The organism is Shigella sp. FC1544 (genome assembly GCF_001722145.1).
Lineage (GTDB): Bacteria > Pseudomonadota > Gammaproteobacteria > Enterobacterales > Enterobacteriaceae > Escherichia > Escherichia coli.
Genome location: NZ_MECT01000556.1, coordinates 1 through 20,085, shown reverse-complemented (window position 1 = coordinate 20,085; position 20,085 = coordinate 1). Strand labels below are relative to the sequence as shown.

Annotated in this window: 19 protein-coding genes and 1 pseudogene; 16 read left to right on the top strand and 4 right to left on the bottom strand. The window is 52.5% G+C overall.

Going from position 1 to position 20,085, the window contains the following annotated elements; genetic code table 11:
- Positions 1-339, top strand: a pseudogene (locus tag BGK49_RS20780) (IS1-like element IS1B family transposase); the annotation flags it as partial.
- Between the two features lie 115 nt (positions 340-454).
- Here the strand turns inward: BGK49_RS20780 and BGK49_RS20775 are convergent.
- Positions 455-1,267: a dienelactone hydrolase family protein gene (locus tag BGK49_RS20775; protein ID WP_001343535.1), complete on the bottom strand. Its 813-nt coding sequence runs from the start codon at positions 1,265-1,267 to the stop codon at positions 455-457.
- A gap of 261 nt (positions 1,268-1,528) precedes the next feature.
- Between BGK49_RS20775 and udp the strand changes: the two genes are divergently transcribed.
- From udp to tatD, 9 genes are all read left to right on the top strand, one after another.
- Positions 1,529-2,290 carry a uridine phosphorylase gene (gene udp / locus BGK49_RS20770; RefSeq protein WP_000045180.1) on the top strand — a complete coding sequence of 254 codons (762 nt, stop codon included), beginning with the start codon at positions 1,529-1,531 and terminating at the stop codon, positions 2,288-2,290.
- Between the two features lie 140 nt (positions 2,291-2,430).
- Positions 2,431-3,858, top strand: coding sequence for a DNA recombination protein RmuC (gene rmuC, locus BGK49_RS20765; RefSeq protein WP_000347714.1), 1,428 nt, complete (start codon positions 2,431-2,433; stop codon positions 3,856-3,858).
- A 94-nt stretch (positions 3,859-3,952) separates the two neighbouring features.
- Entirely contained in the window at positions 3,953-4,708 is a 756-nt protein-coding gene (gene ubiE / locus BGK49_RS20760) for a bifunctional demethylmenaquinone methyltransferase/2-methoxy-6-polyprenyl-1,4-benzoquinol methylase UbiE (protein ID WP_000227958.1), read from the top strand.
- Between the two features lie 13 nt (positions 4,709-4,721).
- Positions 4,722-5,327: a ubiquinone biosynthesis protein UbiJ gene (ubiJ, locus tag BGK49_RS20755; RefSeq protein WP_001295259.1), complete on the top strand. Its 606-nt coding sequence runs from the start codon at positions 4,722-4,724 to the stop codon at positions 5,325-5,327.
- The gene (ubiB, locus tag BGK49_RS20750; protein WP_000187530.1) at positions 5,324-6,964 is read left to right on the top strand and encodes a ubiquinone biosynthesis regulatory protein kinase UbiB; all 1,641 of its coding nucleotides are present in this window, start codon (positions 5,324-5,326) and stop codon (positions 6,962-6,964) included. The genes ubiJ and ubiB overlap by 4 nt, the downstream gene beginning before the upstream one ends.
- A 78-nt stretch (positions 6,965-7,042) precedes the next feature.
- Positions 7,043-7,312, top strand: coding sequence for a Sec-independent protein translocase subunit TatA (tatA, locus tag BGK49_RS20745; protein WP_005025412.1), 270 nt, complete (start codon positions 7,043-7,045; stop codon positions 7,310-7,312).
- Positions 7,313-7,315: 3 nt separating this feature from the next.
- Positions 7,316-7,831 carry a Sec-independent protein translocase protein TatB gene (tatB, locus tag BGK49_RS20740; RefSeq protein WP_000459584.1) on the top strand — a complete coding sequence of 172 codons (516 nt, stop codon included), beginning with the start codon at positions 7,316-7,318 and terminating at the stop codon, positions 7,829-7,831.
- A 2-nt stretch (positions 7,832-7,833) separates the two neighbouring features.
- Positions 7,834-8,610 carry a Sec-independent protein translocase subunit TatC gene (gene tatC / locus BGK49_RS20735; RefSeq protein ID WP_000109943.1) on the top strand — a complete coding sequence of 259 codons (777 nt, stop codon included), beginning with the start codon at positions 7,834-7,836 and terminating at the stop codon, positions 8,608-8,610.
- Positions 8,611-8,650: 40 nt separating this feature from the next.
- A complete protein-coding gene (gene tatD / locus BGK49_RS20730) occupies positions 8,651-9,433 on the top strand; it encodes a 3'-5' ssDNA/RNA exonuclease TatD (protein WP_005025416.1) in 783 nt (260 codons plus the stop codon).
- On the opposite strand, the gene rfaH is transcribed toward tatD, so the two are convergent.
- Complete coding sequence (rfaH, locus tag BGK49_RS20725; protein ID WP_001192396.1) at positions 9,430-9,918, bottom strand: transcription/translation regulatory transformer protein RfaH; 489 nt, start codon at positions 9,916-9,918, stop codon at positions 9,430-9,432. The genes tatD and rfaH overlap by 4 nt on opposite strands.
- A 166-nt stretch (positions 9,919-10,084) precedes the next feature.
- Here rfaH and ubiD point away from each other — a divergent pair, with 166 nt between their 5' ends.
- Together ubiD and fre are read left to right on the top strand one after the other, a co-directional pair.
- A complete protein-coding gene (gene ubiD, locus BGK49_RS20720; protein ID WP_000339817.1) occupies positions 10,085-11,578 on the top strand; it encodes a 4-hydroxy-3-polyprenylbenzoate decarboxylase in 1,494 nt (497 codons plus the stop codon).
- A gap of 45 nt (positions 11,579-11,623) precedes the next feature.
- Positions 11,624-12,325 (top strand): NAD(P)H-flavin reductase, encoded by a 702-nt coding sequence (gene fre, locus BGK49_RS20715; RefSeq protein ID WP_005009165.1) that lies wholly within the window; start codon positions 11,624-11,626, stop codon positions 12,323-12,325.
- 191 nt (positions 12,326-12,516) lie between these two features.
- Here the strand turns inward: fre and BGK49_RS20710 are convergent, their stop codons facing one another.
- Both BGK49_RS20710 and fadB read right to left on the bottom strand, forming a co-directional pair.
- Positions 12,517-13,335, bottom strand: coding sequence for an acetyl-CoA C-acyltransferase (locus BGK49_RS20710; RefSeq protein ID WP_000438717.1), 819 nt, complete (start codon positions 13,333-13,335; stop codon positions 12,517-12,519).
- A gap of 9 nt (positions 13,336-13,344) precedes the next feature.
- The gene (gene fadB, locus BGK49_RS20705; protein ID WP_000965957.1) at positions 13,345-15,534 is read right to left on the bottom strand and encodes a fatty acid oxidation complex subunit alpha FadB; all 2,190 of its coding nucleotides are present in this window, start codon (positions 15,532-15,534) and stop codon (positions 13,345-13,347) included.
- A gap of 189 nt (positions 15,535-15,723) precedes the next feature.
- Here fadB and pepQ point away from each other — a divergent pair, with 189 nt between their 5' ends.
- Genes pepQ through hemG form a run of 4 tightly spaced genes read left to right on the top strand, consistent with a single transcriptional unit; the run spans position 15,724 to position 19,716 of the window.
- Positions 15,724-17,055 carry a Xaa-Pro dipeptidase gene (pepQ, locus tag BGK49_RS20700; protein ID WP_000444570.1) on the top strand — a complete coding sequence of 444 codons (1,332 nt, stop codon included), beginning with the start codon at positions 15,724-15,726 and terminating at the stop codon, positions 17,053-17,055.
- Positions 17,055-17,669, top strand: a complete 615-nt coding sequence (locus tag BGK49_RS20695; RefSeq protein WP_001296979.1) for an IMPACT family protein — start codon at positions 17,055-17,057, stop codon at positions 17,667-17,669. The genes pepQ and BGK49_RS20695 overlap by 1 nt, the downstream gene beginning before the upstream one ends.
- Positions 17,670-17,707: 38 nt before the next feature.
- A complete protein-coding gene (gene trkH, locus BGK49_RS20690; RefSeq protein WP_000545677.1) occupies positions 17,708-19,159 on the top strand; it encodes a Trk system potassium transporter TrkH in 1,452 nt (483 codons plus the stop codon).
- Positions 19,160-19,170: 11 nt separating this feature from the next.
- Positions 19,171-19,716, top strand: a complete 546-nt coding sequence (gene hemG / locus BGK49_RS20685; protein ID WP_000853974.1) for a menaquinone-dependent protoporphyrinogen IX dehydrogenase — start codon at positions 19,171-19,173, stop codon at positions 19,714-19,716.
- Positions 19,717-20,085 lie beyond the last annotated feature (369 nt).

Sequence of the window (20,085 nt, the reverse complement as noted above, 5' to 3'; positions counted from 1 at the left end):
CAGCGCTGGCTGTTTTACGCGTATGACAGGCTCCGGAAGACGGTTGTTGCGCACGTATTCGGTGAACGCACTATGGCGACGCTGGGGCGTCTTATGAGCTTGCTGTCACCCTTTGACGTGGTGATATGGATGACGGATGGCTGGCCACTGTATGAATCCCGCCTGAAGGGAAAGCTGCACGTAATCAGCAAGCGATATACGCAGCGAATTGAGCGGCATAACCTGAATCTGAGGCAGCACCTGGCACGGCTGGGACGGAAGTCGCTGTCGTTCTCAAAATCGGTGGAGCTGCATGACAAAGTCATCGGGCATTATCTGAACATAAAACACTATCAATAAGTTGGAGTCATTACCGTAATCTCCAATCAATTCATACTGATTATTTTTTGGGGGACAGAGATGGCAGCAAAACGCACTCGTTCACTCACCATCTCAAATATAGACTAAGAGGAAACTAACTCCGCTTCCCACCATACTGCTTAAACCATTCCAGCATACGCTGCCAGCCATCTTTCGCAGATTCGGCATGATAGCTCGGGCGATAATCAGCGTTGAATGCATGCCCGGCGTCCGGGTACACGATAATCTCTGCTTTCGCATTAGCAGCCCGCAGCGCCTGGCGCATGGTTTCAACGCTCTCCTGCGGAATGCTGTTATCCTGACCACCATATAAGCCGAGAACCGGCGCGTTAAGATCGGTTGCGATATCAACAGGTTGTTTCGGTGAATTCAGCGACTTGTCGCCCGTCAGTTTGCCGTACCACGCCACTGCGGCTTTTAGCTGTGGATTATGCGCGGCATACAGCCAGGTGATACGTCCACCCCAGCAGAATCCGGTGATCATTAAACGATGAACATCGCCGCCGTTGCGGGAAGCCCAACTGGCGACATGATCGAGATCGGCCAGCACCTGCGAGTCAGGCACTTTTGCTACCAGACCGCTAAGCAACGTGGGGATATCGGCAAAATCATTCGGATCGCCTTCGCGGAAGTAAAGTTCAGGTGCGATAGCCAGATACCCCTCCAGCGCCAGACGGCGACAAATGTCGCGGATATGTTCATGCACGCCAAAAATTTCCTGCACTACAATGACCACTGGCAGTGGGCCATCGCTTTGCTTTGGTCTGGCATGGTAAGCAGGCATGTTATCCCCTTGTGAAGGGATAGAGGTGAAGCCCGCCACAATCGCGTCGTCCGGGGTCTGAACGATGGTCGAAGCGAGAGGCGATGCAGCAGGTGCAAATCCAGATTGTTGTGTTGTTGCCATGGTATTCTCCGTACCCTTATAAAAATGTTGCGCAATGTTAACTATAGTCAGCATGCAACAAATCACATTGCCTGAATCGGCTCATCTTTTATGCAGCCCTGCAGAATGAAGAGTGATTTATGTGATTTGCATCACTTTTGGTGGGTAAATTTATGCAACGCATTTGCGTCATGGTGATGAGTATCACGAAAAAATGTTAAACCCTTCGGTAAAGTGTCTTTTTGCTTCTTCTGACTAAACCGATTCACAGAGGAGTTGTATATGTCCAAGTCTGATGTTTTTCATCTCGGCCTCACTAAAAACGATTTACAAGGGGCTACGCTTGCCATCGTCCCTGGCGACCCGGATCGTGTGGAAAAGATCGCCGCGCTGATGGATAAGCCGGTTAAGCTGGCATCTCACCGCGAATTCACCACCTGGCGTGCAGAGCTGGATGGTAAACCTGTTATCGTCTGCTCTACCGGTATCGGCGGCCCGTCTACCTCTATTGCTGTTGAAGAGCTGGCACAGCTGGGCATTCGCACCTTCCTGCGTATCGGTACAACGGGCGCTATTCAGCCGCATATTAATGTGGGTGATGTCCTGGTTACCACGGCGTCTGTCCGTCTGGATGGCGCGAGCCTGCACTTCGCACCGCTGGAATTCCCGGCTGTCGCTGATTTCGAATGTACGACTGCGCTGGTTGAAGCTGCGAAATCCATTGGCGCGACAACTCACGTTGGCGTGACAGCTTCTTCTGATACCTTCTACCCAGGCCAGGAACGTTACGATACTTACTCTGGTCGCGTAGTTCGTCACTTTAAAGGTTCTATGGAAGAGTGGCAGGCGATGGGCGTAATGAACTATGAAATGGAATCTGCAACCCTGCTGACCATGTGTGCAAGTCAGGGCCTGCGTGCCGGTATGGTAGCGGGTGTTATCGTTAACCGCACCCAGCAAGAGATCCCGAATGCTGAGACGATGAAACAAACTGAAAGCCAAGCGGTGAAAATCGTGGTGGAAGCGGCGCGTCGTCTACTGTAATTCTCTTCTCCTGTCTGAAGGCCGACGCGTTCGGCCTTTTGTATTTTTGCGTAGCGCCTCGCAGGAAATGCCTTTCCAACTGGACGCTTGTACAGCACAATTCTATTTTGTGCGGGTAAGTTGTTGCGTCAGGAGGCGTTGTGGATTTCTCAATCATGGTTTACGCAGTTATTGCGTTGGTGGGTGTGGCAATTGGCTGGCTGTTTGCCAGTTATCAACATGCGCAGCAAAAAGCCGAGCAATTAGCTGAACGTGAAGAGATGGTCGCGGAGTTAAGCGCGGCAAAACAACAAATTACCCAAAGCGAGCACTGGCGTGCAGAGTGCGAGTTACTCAATAACGAAGTGCGCAGCCTGCAAAGTATTAACACCTCTCTGGAGGCCGATCTGCGTGAAGTAACCACGCGGATGGAAGCCGCACAGCAACATGCTGACGATAAAATTCGCCAGATGATTAACAGCGAGCAGCGCCTCAGTGAGCAGTTTGAAAACCTCGCCAACCGTATTTTTGAGCACAGCAATCGCCGGGTTGATGAGCAAAACCGTCAGAGTCTGAACAGCCTGTTGTCGCCGCTACGTGAACAACTGGACGGTTTCCGCCGTCAGGTTCAGGACAGCTTCGGTAAAGAAGCACAAGAACGCCATACCCTGACCCACGAAATTCGCAATCTCCAGCAACTCAACGCGCAAATGGCCCAGGAAGCGATCAACCTGACGCGCGCGCTGAAAGGCGACAATAAAACCCAGGGCAACTGGGGCGAGGTAGTATTGACGCGGGTGCTGGAGGCTTCCGGTCTGCGTGAAGGGTATGAATATGAAACCCAGGTCAGCATCGAAAATGACGCCCGCTCGCGGATGCAGCCGGATGTCATCGTGCGGCTGCCGCAGGGAAAAGATGTGGTGATCGACGCCAAAATGACGCTGGTCGCCTATGAACGCTATTTTAACGCCGAAGACGACTACACCCGCGAAAGCGCGCTACAGGAACATATCGCGTCGGTGCGTAACCATATCCGTTTGCTGGGACGCAAAGATTATCAACAGCTGCCGGGGCTGCGAACTCTGGATTACGTGCTGATGTTTATTCCCGTTGAACCCGCTTTTTTACTGGCGCTTGACCGCCAGCCGGAGCTGATCACCGAAGCGTTGAAAAACAATATCATGCTGGTTAGCCCGACTACGCTGCTGGTGGCGTTGCGTACTATTGCCAACCTGTGGCGTTATGAGCATCAAAGCCGCAACGCCCAGCAAATCGCCGATCGTGCCAGCAAGCTGTACGACAAGATGCGTTTGTTCATCGATGACATGTCCGCGATTGGTCAAAGTCTCGACAAAGCGCAGGATAACTACCGCCAGGCAATGAAAAAACTCTCTTCAGGTCGCGGAAATGTGCTGGCGCAGGCAGAAGCGTTTCGCGGTTTAGGAGTAGAAATTAAACGCGAGATTAATCCGGATTTGGCTGAACAGGCGGTGAGCCAGGATGAAGAGTATCGACTTCGGTCGGTTCCGGAGCAGCCGAATGATGAAGCTTATCAACGCGATGATGAATATAATCAGCAGTCGCGCTAGCCCATTAGGGGTAGTTAAGCCGGGTAGAAATCTAGGGCATCGACGCCCAATCTGTTACACTTCTGGAACAATTTTTTGATGAGCAGGCATTGAGATGGTGGATAAGTCACAAGAAACGACGCACTTTGGTTTTCAGACCGTCGCGAAGGAACAAAAAGCGGATATGGTCGCCCACGTTTTCCATTCCGTGGCATCAAAATACGATGTCATGAATGATTTGATGTCATTTGGTATTCATCGTTTGTGGAAGCGATTCACGATTGATTGCAGCGGCGTACGCCGTGGGCAGACCGTGCTGGATCTGGCTGGTGGCACCGGCGACCTGACAGCGAAATTCTCCCGCCTGGTCGGAGAAACTGGCAAAGTGGTCCTTGCTGATATCAATGAATCCATGCTCAAAATGGGACGCGAGAAGCTGCGTAATATCGGTGTGATTGGCAACGTTGAGTATGTTCAGGCGAACGCTGAGGCGCTGCCGTTCCCGGATAACACCTTTGATTGCATCACCATTTCGTTTGGTCTGCGTAACGTCACCGACAAAGATAAAGCACTGCGTTCAATGTATCGCGTGCTGAAACCCGGCGGCCGCCTGCTGGTGCTTGAGTTCTCGAAGCCAATTATCGAGCCGCTGAGCAAAGCCTATGATGCATACTCCTTCCATGTGCTGCCGCGTATTGGCTCACTGGTCGCGAACGACGCCGACAGCTACCGTTATCTGGCAGAATCCATCCGTATGCATCCCGATCAGGATACCCTGAAAGCCATGATGCAGGATGCCGGATTCGAAAGTGTCGACTACTACAATCTGACGGCAGGGGTTGTGGCGCTGCATCGTGGTTATAAGTTCTGACAGGAGACCGGAAATGCCTTTTAAACCTTTAGTGACGGCAGGAATTGAAAGTCTGCTCAACACCTTCCTGTATCGCTCACCCGCGCTGAAAACAGCCCGCTCGCGTCTGCTGGGTAAAGTATTGCGCGTGGAGGTAAAAGGCTTTTCGACGTCATTGATTCTGGTGTTCAGCGAACGCCAGGTTGATGTACTGGGCGAATGGGCAGGCGATGCTGACTGCACCGTTATCGCCTACGCCAGTGTGTTGCCGAAACTTCGCGATCGCCAGCAGCTTACCGCACTGATTCGCAGTGGTGAGCTGGAAGTGCAGGGCGATATTCAGGTGGTGCAAAACTTCGTTGCGCTGGCAGATCTGGCAGAGTTCGACCCTGCGGAACTGCTGGCCCCTTATACCGGTGATATCGCCGCTGAAGGAATCAGCAAAGCCATGCGCGGAGGCGCAAAGTTCCTGCATCACGGCATTAAGCGCCAGCAACGTTATGTGGCGGAAGCCATTACTGAAGAGTGGCGTATGGCACCCGGTCCGCTTGAAGTGGCCTGGTTTGCGGAAGAGACGGCTGCCGTCGAGCGTGCTGTTGATGCCCTGACCAAACGGCTGGAAAAACTGGAGGCTAAATGACGCCAGGTGAAGTACGGCGCCTATATTTCATCATTCGCACTTTTTTAAGCTACGGACTTGATGAACTGATCCCCAAAATGCGTATCACCCTGCCGCTACGGCTATGGCGATACTCATTATTCTGGATGCCAAATCGGCATAAAGACAAACTTTTAGGTGAGCGACTACGACTGGCCCTGCAAGAACTGGGGCCGGTTTGGATCAAGTTCGGGCAAATGTTATCAACCCGCCGCGATCTTTTTCCACCGCATATTGCCGATCAGCTGGCGTTATTGCAGGACAAAGTTGCTCCGTTTGATGGCAAGCTGGCGAAGCAGCAGATTGAAGCTGCAATGGGCGGCTTGCCGGTAGAAGCGTGGTTTGACGATTTTGAAATCAAGCCGCTGGCTTCTGCTTCTATCGCCCAGGTTCATACCGCGCGATTGAAATCGAATGGTAAAGAGGTGGTGATTAAAGTCATCCGCCCGGATATTTTGCCGGTCATTAAAGCGGATCTGAAACTTATCTACCGTCTGGCTCGCTGGGTGCCGCGTTTGCTGCCGGATGGTCGCCGTCTGCGCCCAACCGAAGTGGTGCGCGAGTACGAAAAGACCTTGATTGATGAACTGAATTTGCTGCGGGAATCTGCCAACGCCATTCAGCTTCGGCGCAATTTTGAAGACAGCCCGATGCTCTACATCCCGGAAGTTTACCCTGACTATTGTAGTGAAGGGATGATGGTGATGGAGCGCATTTACGGCATTCCGGTGTCTGATGTTGCGGCGCTGGAGAAAAACGGCACTAACATGAAATTGCTGGCGGAACGCGGCGTGCAGGTGTTCTTCACTCAGGTCTTTCGCGACAGCTTTTTCCATGCCGATATGCACCCTGGCAACATCTTCGTAAGCTATGAACACCCGGAAAACCCGAAATATATCGGCATTGATTGCGGGATTGTTGGCTCGCTAAACAAAGAAGATAAACGCTATCTGGCAGAAAACTTTATCGCCTTCTTTAATCGCGACTATCGCAAAGTGGCAGAGCTACACGTCGATTCAGGCTGGGTGCCACCAGATACCAACGTTGAAGAGTTCGAATTTGCCATTCGTACGGTCTGTGAACCTATCTTTGAGAAACCGCTGGCCGAAATTTCGTTTGGACATGTACTGTTAAATCTGTTTAATACGGCGCGTCGCTTCAATATGGAAGTGCAGCCGCAACTGGTGTTACTCCAGAAAACCCTGCTCTATGTCGAAGGGGTAGGACGCCAGCTTTATCCGCAGCTCGATTTATGGAAAACAGCGAAGCCTTTCCTGGAGTCGTGGATTAAAGATCAGGTCGGTATTCCTGCGCTGGTGAGAGCATTTAAAGAAAAAGCGCCGTTCTGGGTCGAAAAAATGCCAGAACTGCCTGAATTGGTTTACGACAGTTTGCGCCAGGGCAAGTATTTACAGCACAGTGTTGATAAGATTGCCCGCGAGCTTCAGTCAAATCATGTACGTCAGGGACAATCGCGTTATTTTCTCGGAATTGGCGCTACGTTAGTATTAAGTGGCACATTCTTGTTGGTCAGCCGACCTGAGTGGGGGCTGATGCCCGGCTGGTTAATGGCAGGTGGTCTGATCGCCTGGTTTGTCGGTTGGCGCAAAACACGCTGATTTTTTCATCGCTCAAGGCGGGCCGTGTAACGTATAATGCGGCTTTGTTTAATCATCATCTACCACAGAGGAACATGTATGGGTGGTATCAGTATTTGGCAGTTATTGATTATTGCCGTCATCGTTGTACTGCTTTTTGGCACCAAAAAGCTCGGCTCCATCGGTTCCGATCTTGGTGCGTCGATCAAAGGCTTTAAAAAAGCAATGAGCGATGATGAACCAAAGCAGGATAAAACCAGTCAGGATTCTGATTTTACTGCGAAAACTATCGCCGATAAGCAGGCGGATACGAATCAGGAACAGGCTAAAACAGAAGACGCGAAGCGCCACGATAAAGAGCAGGTGTAATCCGTGTTTGATATCGGTTTTAGCGAACTGCTATTGGTGTTCATCATCGGCCTCGTCGTTCTGGGGCCGCAACGACTGCCTGTGGCGGTAAAAACGGTAGCGGGCTGGATTCGCGCGTTGCGTTCACTGGCGACAACGGTGCAGAACGAACTGATCCAGGAGTTAAAACTCCAGGAGTTTCAGGACAGTCTGAAAAAGGTTGAAAAGGCGAGCCTCACTAACCTGACGCCCGAACTGAAAGCGTCGATGGATGAACTACGCCAGGCCGCGGAGTCGATGAAGCGTTCCTACGTTGCAAACGATCCAGAAAAGGCGAGCGATGAAGCGCACACCATCCATAACCCGGTGGTGAAAGATAATGAAGCTGCGCATGAGGGCGTAACGCCTGCCGCTGCACAAACGCAGGCCAGTTCGCCGGAACAGAAGCCAGAAACCACGCCAGAGCCGGTGGTAAAACCTGCTGCGGACGCTGAACCGAAAACCGCTGCACCTTCCCCTTCGTCGAGTGATAAACCGTAAACATGTCTGTAGAAGATACTCAACCGCTTATCACGCATCTAATTGAGCTGCGTAAGCGTCTGCTGAACTGCATTATCGCGGTGATCGTGATATTCCTGTGTCTGGTCTATTTCGCCAATGACATCTATCACCTGGTATCCGCGCCATTGATCAAGCAGTTGCCGCAAGGTTCAACGATGATCGCCACCGACGTGGCCTCGCCGTTCTTTACGCCGATCAAGCTGACCTTTATGGTGTCGCTGATTCTGTCAGCGCCGGTGATTCTCTATCAGGTGTGGGCATTTATCGCCCCAGCGCTGTATAAGCATGAACGTCGCCTGGTGGTGCCGCTGCTGGTTTCCAGCTCTCTGCTGTTTTATATCGGCATGGCATTCGCCTACTTTGTGGTCTTTCCGCTGGCATTTGGCTTCCTTGCCAATACCGCGCCGGAAGGGGTGCAGGTATCCACCGACATCGCCAGCTATTTAAGCTTCGTTATGGCGCTGTTTATGGCGTTTGGTGTCTCCTTTGAAGTGCCGGTGGCAATTGTGCTGCTGTGCTGGATGGGGATTACCTCGCCAGAAGACTTACGCAAAAAACGCCCGTATGTGCTGGTTGGTGCATTCGTTGTCGGGATGTTGCTGACGCCGCCGGATGTCTTCTCGCAAACGCTATTGGCGATCCCGATGTACTGTCTGTTTGAAATCGGTGTCTTCTTCTCACGCTTTTACGTTGGTAAAGGGCGAAATCGGGAAGAGGAAAACGACGCTGAAGCAGAAAGCGAAAAAACTGAAGAATAAATTCAACGCCCGTCAGGGCGGTTGTCATATGGAGTACAGGATGTTTGATATCGGCGTTAATTTGACCAGTTCGCAATTTGCGAAAGACCGTGATGATGTTGTAGCGCGCGCTTTTGACGCGGGAGTTAATGGGCTACTCATCACCGGCACTAACCTGCGTGAAAGCCAGCAGGCGCAAAAGCTGGCGCGTCAGTATTCGTCCTGTTGGTCAACGGCGGGCGTACATCCTCACGACAGCAGCCAGTGGCAAGCTGCGACTGAAGAAGCGATTATTGAGCTGGCCGCGCAGCCAGAAGTGGTGGCGATTGGTGAATGTGGTCTCGACTTTAACCGCAACTTTTCGACGCCGGAAGAGCAGGAACGCGCTTTTGTTGCTCAGCTACGCATTGCCGCAGAATTAAACATGCCGGTATTTATGCACTGTCGCGATGCCCACGAGCGGTTTATGACATTGCTGGAGCCGTGGCTGGATAAACTGCCTGGTGCGGTTCTTCATTGCTTTACCGGCACACGCGAAGAGATGCAGGCGTGCGTGGCGCGTGGAATTTATATCGGCATTACCGGTTGGGTTTGCGATGAACGACGCGGGCTGGAGCTGCGGGAATTGTTGCCGTTGATTCCGGCGGAGAAATTGCTGATCGAAACTGATGCGCCGTATCTGCTCCCGCGCGATTTCACGCCAAAGCCATCATCCCGGCGCAACGAGCCAGCCCATCTGCACCATATTTTGCAACGTATTGCGCACTGGCGTGGAGAAGATGCCGCATGGCTGGCTGCCACCACGGATGCCAATGTCAAAACACTGTTTGGGATTGCGTTTTAGAGTTTGCGGAACTCGGTATTCTTCACACTGTGCTTAATCTCTTTATTAATAAGATTAAGCAATAGCATGGAGCGAGCCTCACCATCGGGTTCGGTGAAAATGGCCTGAAAGCCTTCGAACGCGCCTTCGGTAATAATCACCTTATCACCCGGATAAGGGGTTGCCGGATCGACAATGTCTTTCGGTTTATATACCGATAGCTGATGAATCACCGCCGATGGGACTATCGCTGGCGACGCGCCAAAGCGCACGAAGTGGCTGACACCGCGGGTCGCGTTGATAGTCGTGGTATGAATCACTTCTGGATCAAATTCGACAAACAGGTAGTTGGGAAACAATGGCTCACTGACTGCAGTACGTTTTCCACGCACGATTTTTTCCAGGGTGATCATCGGTGCCAGGCAATTCACAGCCTGTCTTTCGAGGTGTTCCTGGGCACGTTGAAGTTGCCCGCGCTTGCAGTACAGTAAATACCAGGATTGCATAATGACTCTTATCCGTTTAATCGGGGCGCAAGGATAGCAAAAGCTTTACGCTAAGTTAATTATATTCCCCGGTTTGCGTTATACCGTCAGAGTTCACGCTAATTTAACAAATTTACAGCATCGCAAAGATGAACGCCGTATAATGGGCGTAGATTAAGAGGCTACAATGGACGCCATGAAATATAACGATTTACGCGACTTCTTGACGCTGCTTGAACAGCAGGGTGAGCTAAAACGTATCACGCTCCCGGTGGATCCGCATCTGGAAATCACTGAAATTGCTGACCGCACTTTGCGTGCCGGTGGGCCTGCGCTGTTGTTCGAAAACCCTAAAGGCTACTCAATGCCGGTGCTGTGCAACCTGTTCGGTACGCCAAAGCGCGTGGCGATGGGCATGGGACAGGAAGATGTTTCGGCGCTGCGTGAAGTTGGTAAATTATTGGCGTTTCTGAAAGAGCCGGAGCCGCCAAAAGGTTTCCGCGACCTGTTTGATAAACTGCCGCAGTTTAAGCAAGTATTGAACATGCCGACAAAGCGGCTGCGTGGTGTGCCCTGCCAACAAAAAATCGTCTCTGGCGATGACGTCGATCTCAATCGCATTCCCATTATGACCTGCTGGCCGGAAGATGCCGCACCGCTGATTACCTGGGGGCTGACAGTGACGCGCGGCCCGCATAAAGAGCGGCAGAATCTGGGCATTTATCGCCAGCAGCTGATTGGTAAAAACAAACTGATTATGCGCTGGCTGTCGCATCGCGGCGGCGCGCTGGATTATCAGGAGTGGTGTGCGGCGCATCCGGGCGAACGTTTCCCGGTTTCTGTGGCGCTGGGTGCCGATCCCGCCACGATTCTCGGTGCAGTCACCCCCGTTCCGGATACACTTTCAGAGTATGCGTTTGCCGGATTGCTGCGCGGTACCAAGACCGAAGTGGTGAAGTGTATCTCCAATGACCTTGAAGTGCCCGCCAGTGCGGAGATTGTGCTGGAAGGGTATATCGAACAAGGCGAAACTGCGCCGGAAGGGCCGTATGGCGACCACACCGGTTACTATAACGAAGTCGATAGTTTCCCGGTATTTACCGTGACGCATATTACCCAGCGTGAAGATGCGATTTACCATTCCACCTATACCGGGCGTCCGCCAGATGAGCCCGCGGTACTGGGCGTGGCGTTGAACGAAGTGTTTGTACCGATTCTGCAAAAACAGTTCCCGGAAATTGTCGATTTTTACCTGCCGCCGGAAGGCTGTTCTTATCGTCTGGCGGTAGTGACGATCAAAAAACAGTACGCCGGACACGCGAAGCGCGTCATGATGGGCGTCTGGTCGTTCTTACGCCAGTTTATGTACACTAAATTTGTGATCGTTTGCGATGATGACGTCAACGCACGCGACTGGAACGATGTGATTTGGGCGATTACCACCCGTATGGACCCGGCGCGGGATACTGTTCTGGTAGAAAATACGCCTATTGATTATCTGGATTTTGCCTCGCCTGTCTCCGGGCTGGGTTCAAAAATGGGGCTGGATGCCACGAATAAATGGCCGGGGGAAACCCAGCGTGAATGGGGACGTCCCATCAAAAAAGATCCAGATGTTGTCGCGCATATTGACGCCATCTGGGATGAACTGGCTATTTTTAACAACGGTAAAAGCGCCTGATGCGCGTTTGTTTTGCCCTATTTATCGATCCGACAGAGAAAGCGCATGACAACCTTAAGCTGTAAAGTGACCTCGGTAGAAGCTATCACGGATACCGTATATCGTGTCCGCATCGTGCCAGACGCGGCCTTTTCTTTTCGTGCTGGTCAGTATTTGATGGTAGTGATGGATGAGCGCGACAAACGTCCGTTTTCAATGGCTTCGACGCCGGATGAAAAAGGGTTTATAGAGCTGCATATTGGCGCTTCTGAAATCAACCTTTACGCGAAAGCAGTCATGGACCGCATCCTCAAAGATTATCAAATCGTGGTCGATATTCCCTACGGAGAAGCGTGGCTGCGCGATGATGAAGAGCGTCCGATGATTTTGATTGCGGGCGGCACCGGGTTCTCCTATGCGCGCTCGATTTTATTGACGGCGTTGGCGCGTAATCCCAATCGCGATATCACCATTTACTGGGGTGGGCGTGAGGAGCAACATCTTTATGATCTCTCCGAGCTTGAGGCGCTTTCGCTGAAGCATCCTGGCCTGCGTGTGGTGCCGGTGGTTGAACAACCGGAAGCGGGCTGGCGTGGGCGTACTGGCACCGTGTTAACGGCGGTCTTGCAGGATCATGGTACGCTGGCAGAGCATGATATCTATATTGCCGGACGTTTTGAGATGGCGAAAATTGCTCGTGACCTGTTTTGCAGTGAGCGTAATGCGCGGGAAGATCGTCTGTTTGGCGATGCGTTTGCATTTATCTGAGATATAAAAAAAACCGCCCCTGACAGGCGGGAAGAACGGCAACTAAAACTTTATTCAGTGGCATTTAGATCTATGTCGCATCCGGCAATCGGTGCACGATGCCTGATGCGACGCTGGCGCGTCTTATCAGGCCTACATTGGTGCAGGATCGGTAGACCGGATAAGACGTTCACGCCGCATCCGGCAAGTGGTTAAACCCGCTCAAACACCGTCGCAATACCCTGACCCAGACCGATACACATCGTCGCCAGACCAAACTGAACGTCTTTGCGTTCCATCAGATTCAGCAGCGTGGTGCTGATACGCGCACCGGAACAGCCCAGCGGATGACCCAGCGCGATCGCACCACCATTGAGGTTGATCTTCTCGTCAATCTGCTCCATTAGCCCGAGATCTTTAATGCACGGCAGGATCTGCGCGGCAAAGGCTTCGTTCATCTCAAACACGCCGATATCGCTGGCAGAAAGCCCCGCTTTTTTCAGCGCCAGCTTCGAGGCCGGAACCGGGCCGTAACCCATAATCGATGGGTCACAACCAACGACCGCCATCGAACGCACACGAGCGCGCGGCTTAAGACCTAATTCATGGGCGCGGCTTTCACTCATCACCAGCATGGCAGCTGCGCCATCGGAAAGTGCAGAAGATGTGCCCGCCGTTACCGTACCGTTTACTGGATCAAACGCCGGACGCAGCGTGGCGAGGGCTTCCACGGTGGTTTCCGGTCGAATCACCTCGTCGTAATTAAACTGCTTCAGGACGCCGTCGGCATCGTGACCACCGGTCGGGATGATTTCATTTTTAAATGCGCCCGACTGCGTGGCGGCCCAGGTGCGGGCGTGTGACCGCGCGGCAAAGGCATCCTGCATTTCACGGCTGATACCGTGCATACGCGCCAGCAGGCTACGCATTAAATGAGCGGAGAGATCTTCTGCACGCACGTTACGAAAAGCACCGCCCTTCGAACGGCCCATCGGGGTGCGAATTGCATCGACAATGACAACCTGTTCCATTGTGACTCCTTAAGCCGTTTTCAGGTCGCCAACCGGACGGGCTGGCTCAACCGGAGGATAGTACGGTTCGTTATGACGCGCTTTATTACGCAGACCTTCCGGCACTTCATACAGCGGGCCGAGGTGCTGATATTGCTGTGCCATATCGAGGTATTTTGCGCTACCGAGGGTGTCCAGCCAGCGGAACGCGCCGCCGTGGAACGGAGGGAAGCCCAGGCCGTAGACCAGCGCCATATCCGCTTCCGCCGGAGTGGCGATAATGCCCTCTTCCAGACAGCGGACCACTTCGTTGACCATCGGGATCATCATGCGGGCGATAATCTCTTCTTCGCTGAAATCGCGCTTCGGCTGGCTCACTTCTGCCAGCAGGTCTTCAACGGCGGCGTCTTCTTCTTTCTTCGGCTTACCTTTGCTGTCTTCTTTATAACGCCAGAAACCGAGGCCGTTCTTCTGACCAAAGCGGTTGGCATCAAACAGCGCGTCGATGGCATCGCGGTAATCTTTCTGCATCCGCTGCGGGAAGCCTGCTGCCATGACAGCCTGAGCGTGATGCGCGGTATCAATGCCCACGACATCCAGCAGATATGCCGGACCCATAGGCCAGCCAAACTGTTTTTCCATCACTTTGTCGATCTTGCGGAAATCCGCGCCGTCGCGCAGCAGCTGGCTGAAACCGGCGAAATACGGGAACAGCACGCGGTTAACAAAGAAGCCGGGGCAGTCGTTAACCACAATCGGCGTCTTGCCCATCTTGCTCGCCCAGGCGACAACTTTCGCGATGGTTTCGTCGGAGCTTTTCTCGCCGCGAATAATTTCTACCAACGGCATCCGGTGTACCGGGTTAAAAAAGTGCATTCCGCAGAAGTTTTCCGGGCGTTCCAGCGCGTTGGCCAGTTCGCTGATAGGAATGGTTGAAGTGTTAGACGCCAGCACGGTATCCGGGCGTACTTTTTGTTCGGTTTCTGCCAGTACGGCTTTTTTCACTTTCGGGTTTTCGACAACCGCTTCTACCACAACATCCACGCGGTCAAACCCGGCGTAGTCGAGCGTTGGGTGGATCGTGGAGATCACGCCAGCCAGTTTCAGACCATCGATCTTGCCGCGTTCAAGCTGCTTGTTCAGCAGTTTCGCGGCTTCGGTCATGCCGAGGGTTAACGACTTGTCGTTGATATCTTTCATGACAACCGGTACGCCTTTCCACGCAGACTGGTAAGCAATGCCGCCACCCATGATGCCTGCGCCCAGTACAGCGGCCTGTTTCGGTGTTTCAACGTCTTTGGTGAGTTTCTTCGCTTTGCCTTTTACATATTGATCGTTAAGGAAAATGCCGACCAGTGCGCGGGCTTCGTTGGTGTGCGCCAGCGGGACAAAGCTTTTGTTTTCCAGATTTAATGCTTCTTCACGACCAAAACGGGCCGCAGCTTCAATGGTTTTTACTGCGGTGATGGGCGCCGGATAATGTTTCCCCGCCGTTTGTGCGACCATCCCTTTAACGATGGTGAAGCTCATGGTGGCTTCAATCTTGCTCAGTTTTAGTGGTTCCAGCTTCGGCTGACGTTTTGCTTTCCAGTCGAGGTCGCCGTTAATGGCCTGGCGTAAAACCGCCTTTGCGCCTTCAACCAGTTTTTCTGCTTTGACTACGCCATCCACCAGACCGATTTTCAGCGCCTGATCCGCGCCGACATCTTTACCGGCGGCAATGATTTCCAGCGCACTGTCAGCGCCCAGCATACGTGGCATACGTACAGAACCGCCAAAGCCCGGCATGATGCCCAGTTTGGTTTCCGGCAGACCGATGCGCAGATCCGGCGTCGCCAGACGATAATCGGTCGCCAGCACGCATTCGCAGCCACCACCCAGCGCATAGCCGTTGACGGCAGCAATGGTCGGCACCGGCAGATCTTCCAGGCGATTAAACACGCTATTGGCAAAGTGCAGCCACTGACTTAACTGTTCTTCAGGAACGAGGAACAGGGACAAAAATTCGGTGATATCAGCACCGACGATAAAGGCTGCTTTGTTCGAACGCAGCAGCAGCCCTTTTAGATCTGATTGCTGTTCCAGCACGCCGATGGCCTCGCCGAGGCTGGCGACGGTCGCAGTGTCGAGTTTATTAACTGAACCTGGGGCATCAAATACCAGTTCGGCAATGCCATCTTCCAGCCAGTCAAGGTACAGGGTGTCGCCTTTGTAAAGCATGTCAGTCTCCTGAATCCGCAAGGTGATCTGGTCGTACCAGATGCATCGAAGTGTGTATTTTATGTTAAAAATATGCAAATAAAAGATTAAAAAAATGCCGATCTGATCACGCTCGGCAGAAATCACGCTCTGGATGAACGATGTGCTAAGATGCGGAGACTTAAGGTCAAAAAAACAGAAGGGTAAAAAATGGAATCACTGGCCTCGCTCTATAAAAATCATATAGCTACCTTACAAGAACGGACTCGCGATGCGCTGGCGCGCTTCAAGCTGGATGCATTACTTATTCACTCCGGCGAGCTGTTCAACGTTTTTCTCGACGATCATCCCTATCCGTTTAAAGTGAACCCGCAATTCAAAGCGTGGGTGCCGGTAACTCAGGTGCCAAACTGCTGGTTGCTGGTGGATGGCGTGAACAAGCCGAAACTGTGGTTCTATCTGCCGGTTGATTACTGGCACAACGTCGAACCGCTGCCGACCTCCTTCTGGACTGAAGATGTGGAAGTGATCGCACTGCCGAAAGCCGATGGCATTGGTAGCCTGCTGCCCGCTGCGCGCGGCAATATCGGTTATATCGGTCCGGTGCCGGAACGTGCGCTGCAACTGGGTATTGAGGCCAGCAACATCAACCCGAAAGGGGTGATCGACTACCTGCATTACTACCGCTCCTTCAAAACCGAGTACGAACTGGCCTGTATGCGTGAAGCGCAGAAAATGGCGGTCAACGGTCATCGTGCGGCAGAAGAAGCGTTCCGTTCTGGCATGAGCGAGTTCGATATCAACATCGCCTATCTGACCGCGACCGGTCATCGTGATACCGACGTACCTTACAGCAACATTGTGGCGCTTAACGAACACGCTTCGGTGCTGCATTACACCAAACTGGATCATCAGGCACCGGAAGAGATGCGCAGCTTCCTGCTGGATGCCGGGGCCGAATATAACGGCTATGCGGCTGACCTGACTCGTACCTGGTCGGCAAAAAGCGACAACGACTACGCACAGCTGGTGAAAGACGTAAATGATGAACAACTTGCGCTGATCGCCACCATGAAAGCTGGCGTCAGCTATGTGGATTACCACCTCCAGTTCCATCAGCGCATCGCCAAATTGCTGCGTAAACATCAAATCATCACCGATATGAGTGAAGAAGCGATGGTCGAAAACGATCTCACCGGACCGTTTATGCCGCACGGTATCGGCCATCCGCTGGGCCTGCAGGTGCATGACGTAGCCGGTTTTATGCAGGATGATAGCGGTACACACCTCGCGGCACCGGCAAAATATCCGTACCTGCGCTGCACCCGTATTCTCCAGCCGGGCATGGTGTTAACCATCGAACCGGGTATCTACTTCATCGAATCGCTACTGGCACCGTGGCGTGAAGGGCAGTTCAGCAAGCACTTCAACTGGCAGAAAATTGAAGCACTGAAACCGTTCAGCGGCATTCGTATCGAAGACAACGTGGTGATCCACGAAAATAACGTGGAAAACATGACCCGGGATCTGAAACTGGCGTGATGGAAAGCTGGTTAATTCCTGCGGCACCGGTCACGGTCGTTGAAGAGATCAAAAAGAGCCGCTTCATAACGATGTTGGCGCATACCGATGGCGTTGAGGCGGCGAAAGCGTTTGTTGAATCGGTGCGGGCAGAACACCCCGATGCCCGCCACCATTGCGTGGCGTGGGTGGCGGGTGCGCCGGATGATTCTCAACAGCTGGGTTTCTCTGACGACGGGGAGCCGGCGGGAACGGCAGGTAAACCGATGCTCGCCCAGCTAATGGGCAGCGGCGTCGGGGAAATTACCGCTGTGGTAGTGCGCTACTACGGCGGCATATTGCTTGGCACCGGTGGGTTAGTGAAAGCGTATGGCGGCGGCGTGAATCAGGCGCTGCGCCAGCTAACGACCCAACGCAAGACGCCATTAACCGAATATACTTTGCAATGTGAATATAGTCAGTTAACCGGCATTGAAGCGTTGCTGGGGCAGTGTGACGGCAAAATTATCAACAGTGATTATCAGGCATTCGTTCTGCTGCGGGTGGCGCTTCCGGCGGCGAAAGTGGCTGAATTTTCCGCAAAGCTGGCGGATTTTAGCCGTGGTTCATTGCAATTGTTAGCGATTGAAGAATAATCCCCACTTCGTTTTGCAGAACTAAGGAAGCGGCAGAGATGCATTTTCGCGCCATTACCCGAATCGTTGGACTACTGGTCATCTTATTTTCAGGGACCATGATTATCCCTGGGCTGGTAGCACTCATCTACCGGGATGGAGCGGGCCGCGCTTTTACCCAGACCTTTTTTGTCGCCCTCGCCATTGGCTCTATGCTGTGGTGGCCGAACCGCAAAGAGAAGGGCGAACTGAAATCCCGTGAGGGGTTTCTGATAGTGGTGCTGTTTTGGACCGTGCTGGGTAGTGTCGGTGCGCTCCCTTTTATCTTCTCGGAAAGCCCGAACCTCACGATTACCGATGCGTTTTTTGAATCTTTCTCTGGCCTGACCACCACCGGGGCCACTACGCTGGTGGGGCTGGATTCGCTCCCTCATGCCATCCTCTTTTATCGCCAGATGCTGCAATGGTTTGGCGGGATGGGGATCATCGTGTTAGCGGTTGCGATACTGCCTATCCTCGGCGTGGGTGGGATGCAGCTCTATCGCGCAGAAATGCCCGGCCCGCTGAAAGATAACAAAATGCGCCCGCGAATTGCGGAAACGGCGAAAACCCTGTGGTTGATTTATGTCTTGCTGACCGTCGCCTGTGCGCTGGCGTTGTGGTTTGCCGGAATGGATGCCTTTGATGCCATCGGCCATAGCTTTGCGACTATCGCTATTGGCGGCTTCTCGACACATGATGCCAGTATCGGTTATTTCGACAGTCCGACTATTAACACTATCATTGCTATCTTCCTGCTGATCTCCGGTTGTAACTACGGTCTGCACTTTTCACTGTTAAGTGGGCGTAGTCTGAAGGTTTATTGGCGCGATCCGGAATTTCGCATGTTTATCGGCGTACAGTTTACGCTGGTGGTTATTTGTACACTCGTACTGTGGTTTCATAATGTCTACAGTTCGGCGCTGATGACAATTAACCAGGCGTTTTTCCAGGTGGTATCGATGGCGACAACCGCCGGGTTTACGACTGACAGCATTGCCCGCTGGCCGCTCTTTTTGCCGGTACTGCTTTTATGTTCAGCTTTTATCGGCGGTTGCGCCGGGTCAACGGGCGGTGGCCTGAAAGTGATCCGCATCCTGCTGCTGTTTAAGCAGGGGAACCGTGAGCTGAAACGACTGGTGCATCCGAACGCCGTCTATAGCATTAAGCTGGGGAATCGCGCACTGCCGGAACGTATCCTCGAAGCCGTTTGGGGATTTTTCTCCGCCTATGCATTGGTGTTTATTGTCAGTATGCTGGCGATTATCGCCACGGGCGTGGATGATTTTTCTGCCTTTGCCTCAGTTGTTGCGACATTGAATAACCTGGGGCCAGGGCTTGGCGTGGTTGCTGATAACTTTACCAGTATGAACCCGGTGGCTAAATGGATCCTGATTGCCAACATGCTGTTTGGTCGTCTCGAGGTCTTTACATTGCTGGTGCTCTTTACCCCGACTTTCTGGCGTGAATGATGGAGTAATACGTGAAAACATTAATTCTTTTCTCAACAAGGGACGGACAAACGCGCGAGATTGCCTCCTACCTGGCTTCGGAACTGAAAGAACTGGGGATCCAGACGGATGTCGCCAATGTGCACCGCATTGAAGAACCACAATGGGAAAACTATGACCGTGTGGTCATTGGTGCTTCTATTCGCTATGGTCACTACCACTCTGCGTTCCAGGAATTTGTCAAAAAACATGCGACGCGACTGAATTCGATGCCGAGCGCCTTTTATTCCGTAAACCTGGTGGCGCGCAAACCGGAGAAGCGTACTCCACAGACCAACAGCTACGCGCGCAAGTTTCTGATGAGTTCACAATGGCGTCCCGATCGCTGCGCGGTCATTGCCGGGGCGCTGCGTTACCCACGTTATCGCTGGTACGACCGTTTTATGATTAAGCTGATTATGAAGATGTCAGGCGGTGAAACGGATACGCGCAAAGAAGTTGTCTATACCGATTGGGAGCAGGTGGCGAATTTCGCCCGAGAAATCGCCCAGTTAACCAACAAACCGACGCTGAAATAAGCATAAAGAATAAAAAATGCGCGGTCAGAAAATTATTTTAAATTTCCTCTTGTCAGGCCGGAATAACTCCCTATAATGCGCCACCACTGACACGGAACAACGGCAAACACGCCGCCGGGTCAGCGGGGTTCTCCTGAGAATTCCGACAGAGAAAGCAAAAATAAATGCTTGACTCTGTAGCGGGAAAGCGTATTATGCACACCCCGCGCCGCTGAGAAAAAGCGAAGCGGCACTGCTCTTTAACAATTTATCAGACAATCTGTGTGGGCACTCGAAGATACGGATTCTTAACGTCGCAAGACGAAAAATGAATACCAAGTCTCAAGAGTGAACACGTAATTCATTACGAAGTTTAATTCTTTGAGCATC

What these genes read in the sequence shown, in the direction of transcription:
- BGK49_RS20775 (WP_001343535.1), bottom strand. Translation starts at nt 1,267, where the DNA reads ATGGCAACAACACAACAATCTGGATTTGCACCTGCTGCATCGCCTCTC.
- udp (WP_000045180.1), top strand. Translation starts at nt 1,529, where the DNA reads ATGTCCAAGTCTGATGTTTTTCATCTCGGCCTCACTAAAAACGATTTA.
- ubiE (WP_000227958.1), top strand. Translation starts at nt 3,953, where the DNA reads ATGGTGGATAAGTCACAAGAAACGACGCACTTTGGTTTTCAGACCGTC.
- ubiJ (WP_001295259.1), top strand. Translation starts at nt 4,722, where the DNA reads ATGCCTTTTAAACCTTTAGTGACGGCAGGAATTGAAAGTCTGCTCAAC.
- ubiB (WP_000187530.1), top strand. Translation starts at nt 5,324, where the DNA reads ATGACGCCAGGTGAAGTACGGCGCCTATATTTCATCATTCGCACTTTT.
- tatA (WP_005025412.1), top strand. Translation starts at nt 7,043, where the DNA reads ATGGGTGGTATCAGTATTTGGCAGTTATTGATTATTGCCGTCATCGTT.
- tatC (WP_000109943.1), top strand. Translation starts at nt 7,834, where the DNA reads ATGTCTGTAGAAGATACTCAACCGCTTATCACGCATCTAATTGAGCTG.
- tatD (WP_005025416.1), top strand. Translation starts at nt 8,651, where the DNA reads ATGTTTGATATCGGCGTTAATTTGACCAGTTCGCAATTTGCGAAAGAC.
- rfaH (WP_001192396.1), bottom strand. Translation starts at nt 9,918, where the DNA reads ATGCAATCCTGGTATTTACTGTACTGCAAGCGCGGGCAACTTCAACGT.
- ubiD (WP_000339817.1), top strand. Translation starts at nt 10,085, where the DNA reads ATGGACGCCATGAAATATAACGATTTACGCGACTTCTTGACGCTGCTT.
- fre (WP_005009165.1), top strand. Translation starts at nt 11,624, where the DNA reads ATGACAACCTTAAGCTGTAAAGTGACCTCGGTAGAAGCTATCACGGAT.
- BGK49_RS20710 (WP_000438717.1), bottom strand. Translation starts at nt 13,335, where the DNA reads ATGGAACAGGTTGTCATTGTCGATGCAATTCGCACCCCGATGGGCCGT.
- fadB (WP_000965957.1), bottom strand. Translation starts at nt 15,534, where the DNA reads ATGCTTTACAAAGGCGACACCCTGTACCTTGACTGGCTGGAAGATGGC.
- pepQ (WP_000444570.1), top strand. Translation starts at nt 15,724, where the DNA reads ATGGAATCACTGGCCTCGCTCTATAAAAATCATATAGCTACCTTACAA.
- BGK49_RS20695 (WP_001296979.1), top strand. Translation starts at nt 17,055, where the DNA reads ATGGAAAGCTGGTTAATTCCTGCGGCACCGGTCACGGTCGTTGAAGAG.
- trkH (WP_000545677.1), top strand. Translation starts at nt 17,708, where the DNA reads ATGCATTTTCGCGCCATTACCCGAATCGTTGGACTACTGGTCATCTTA.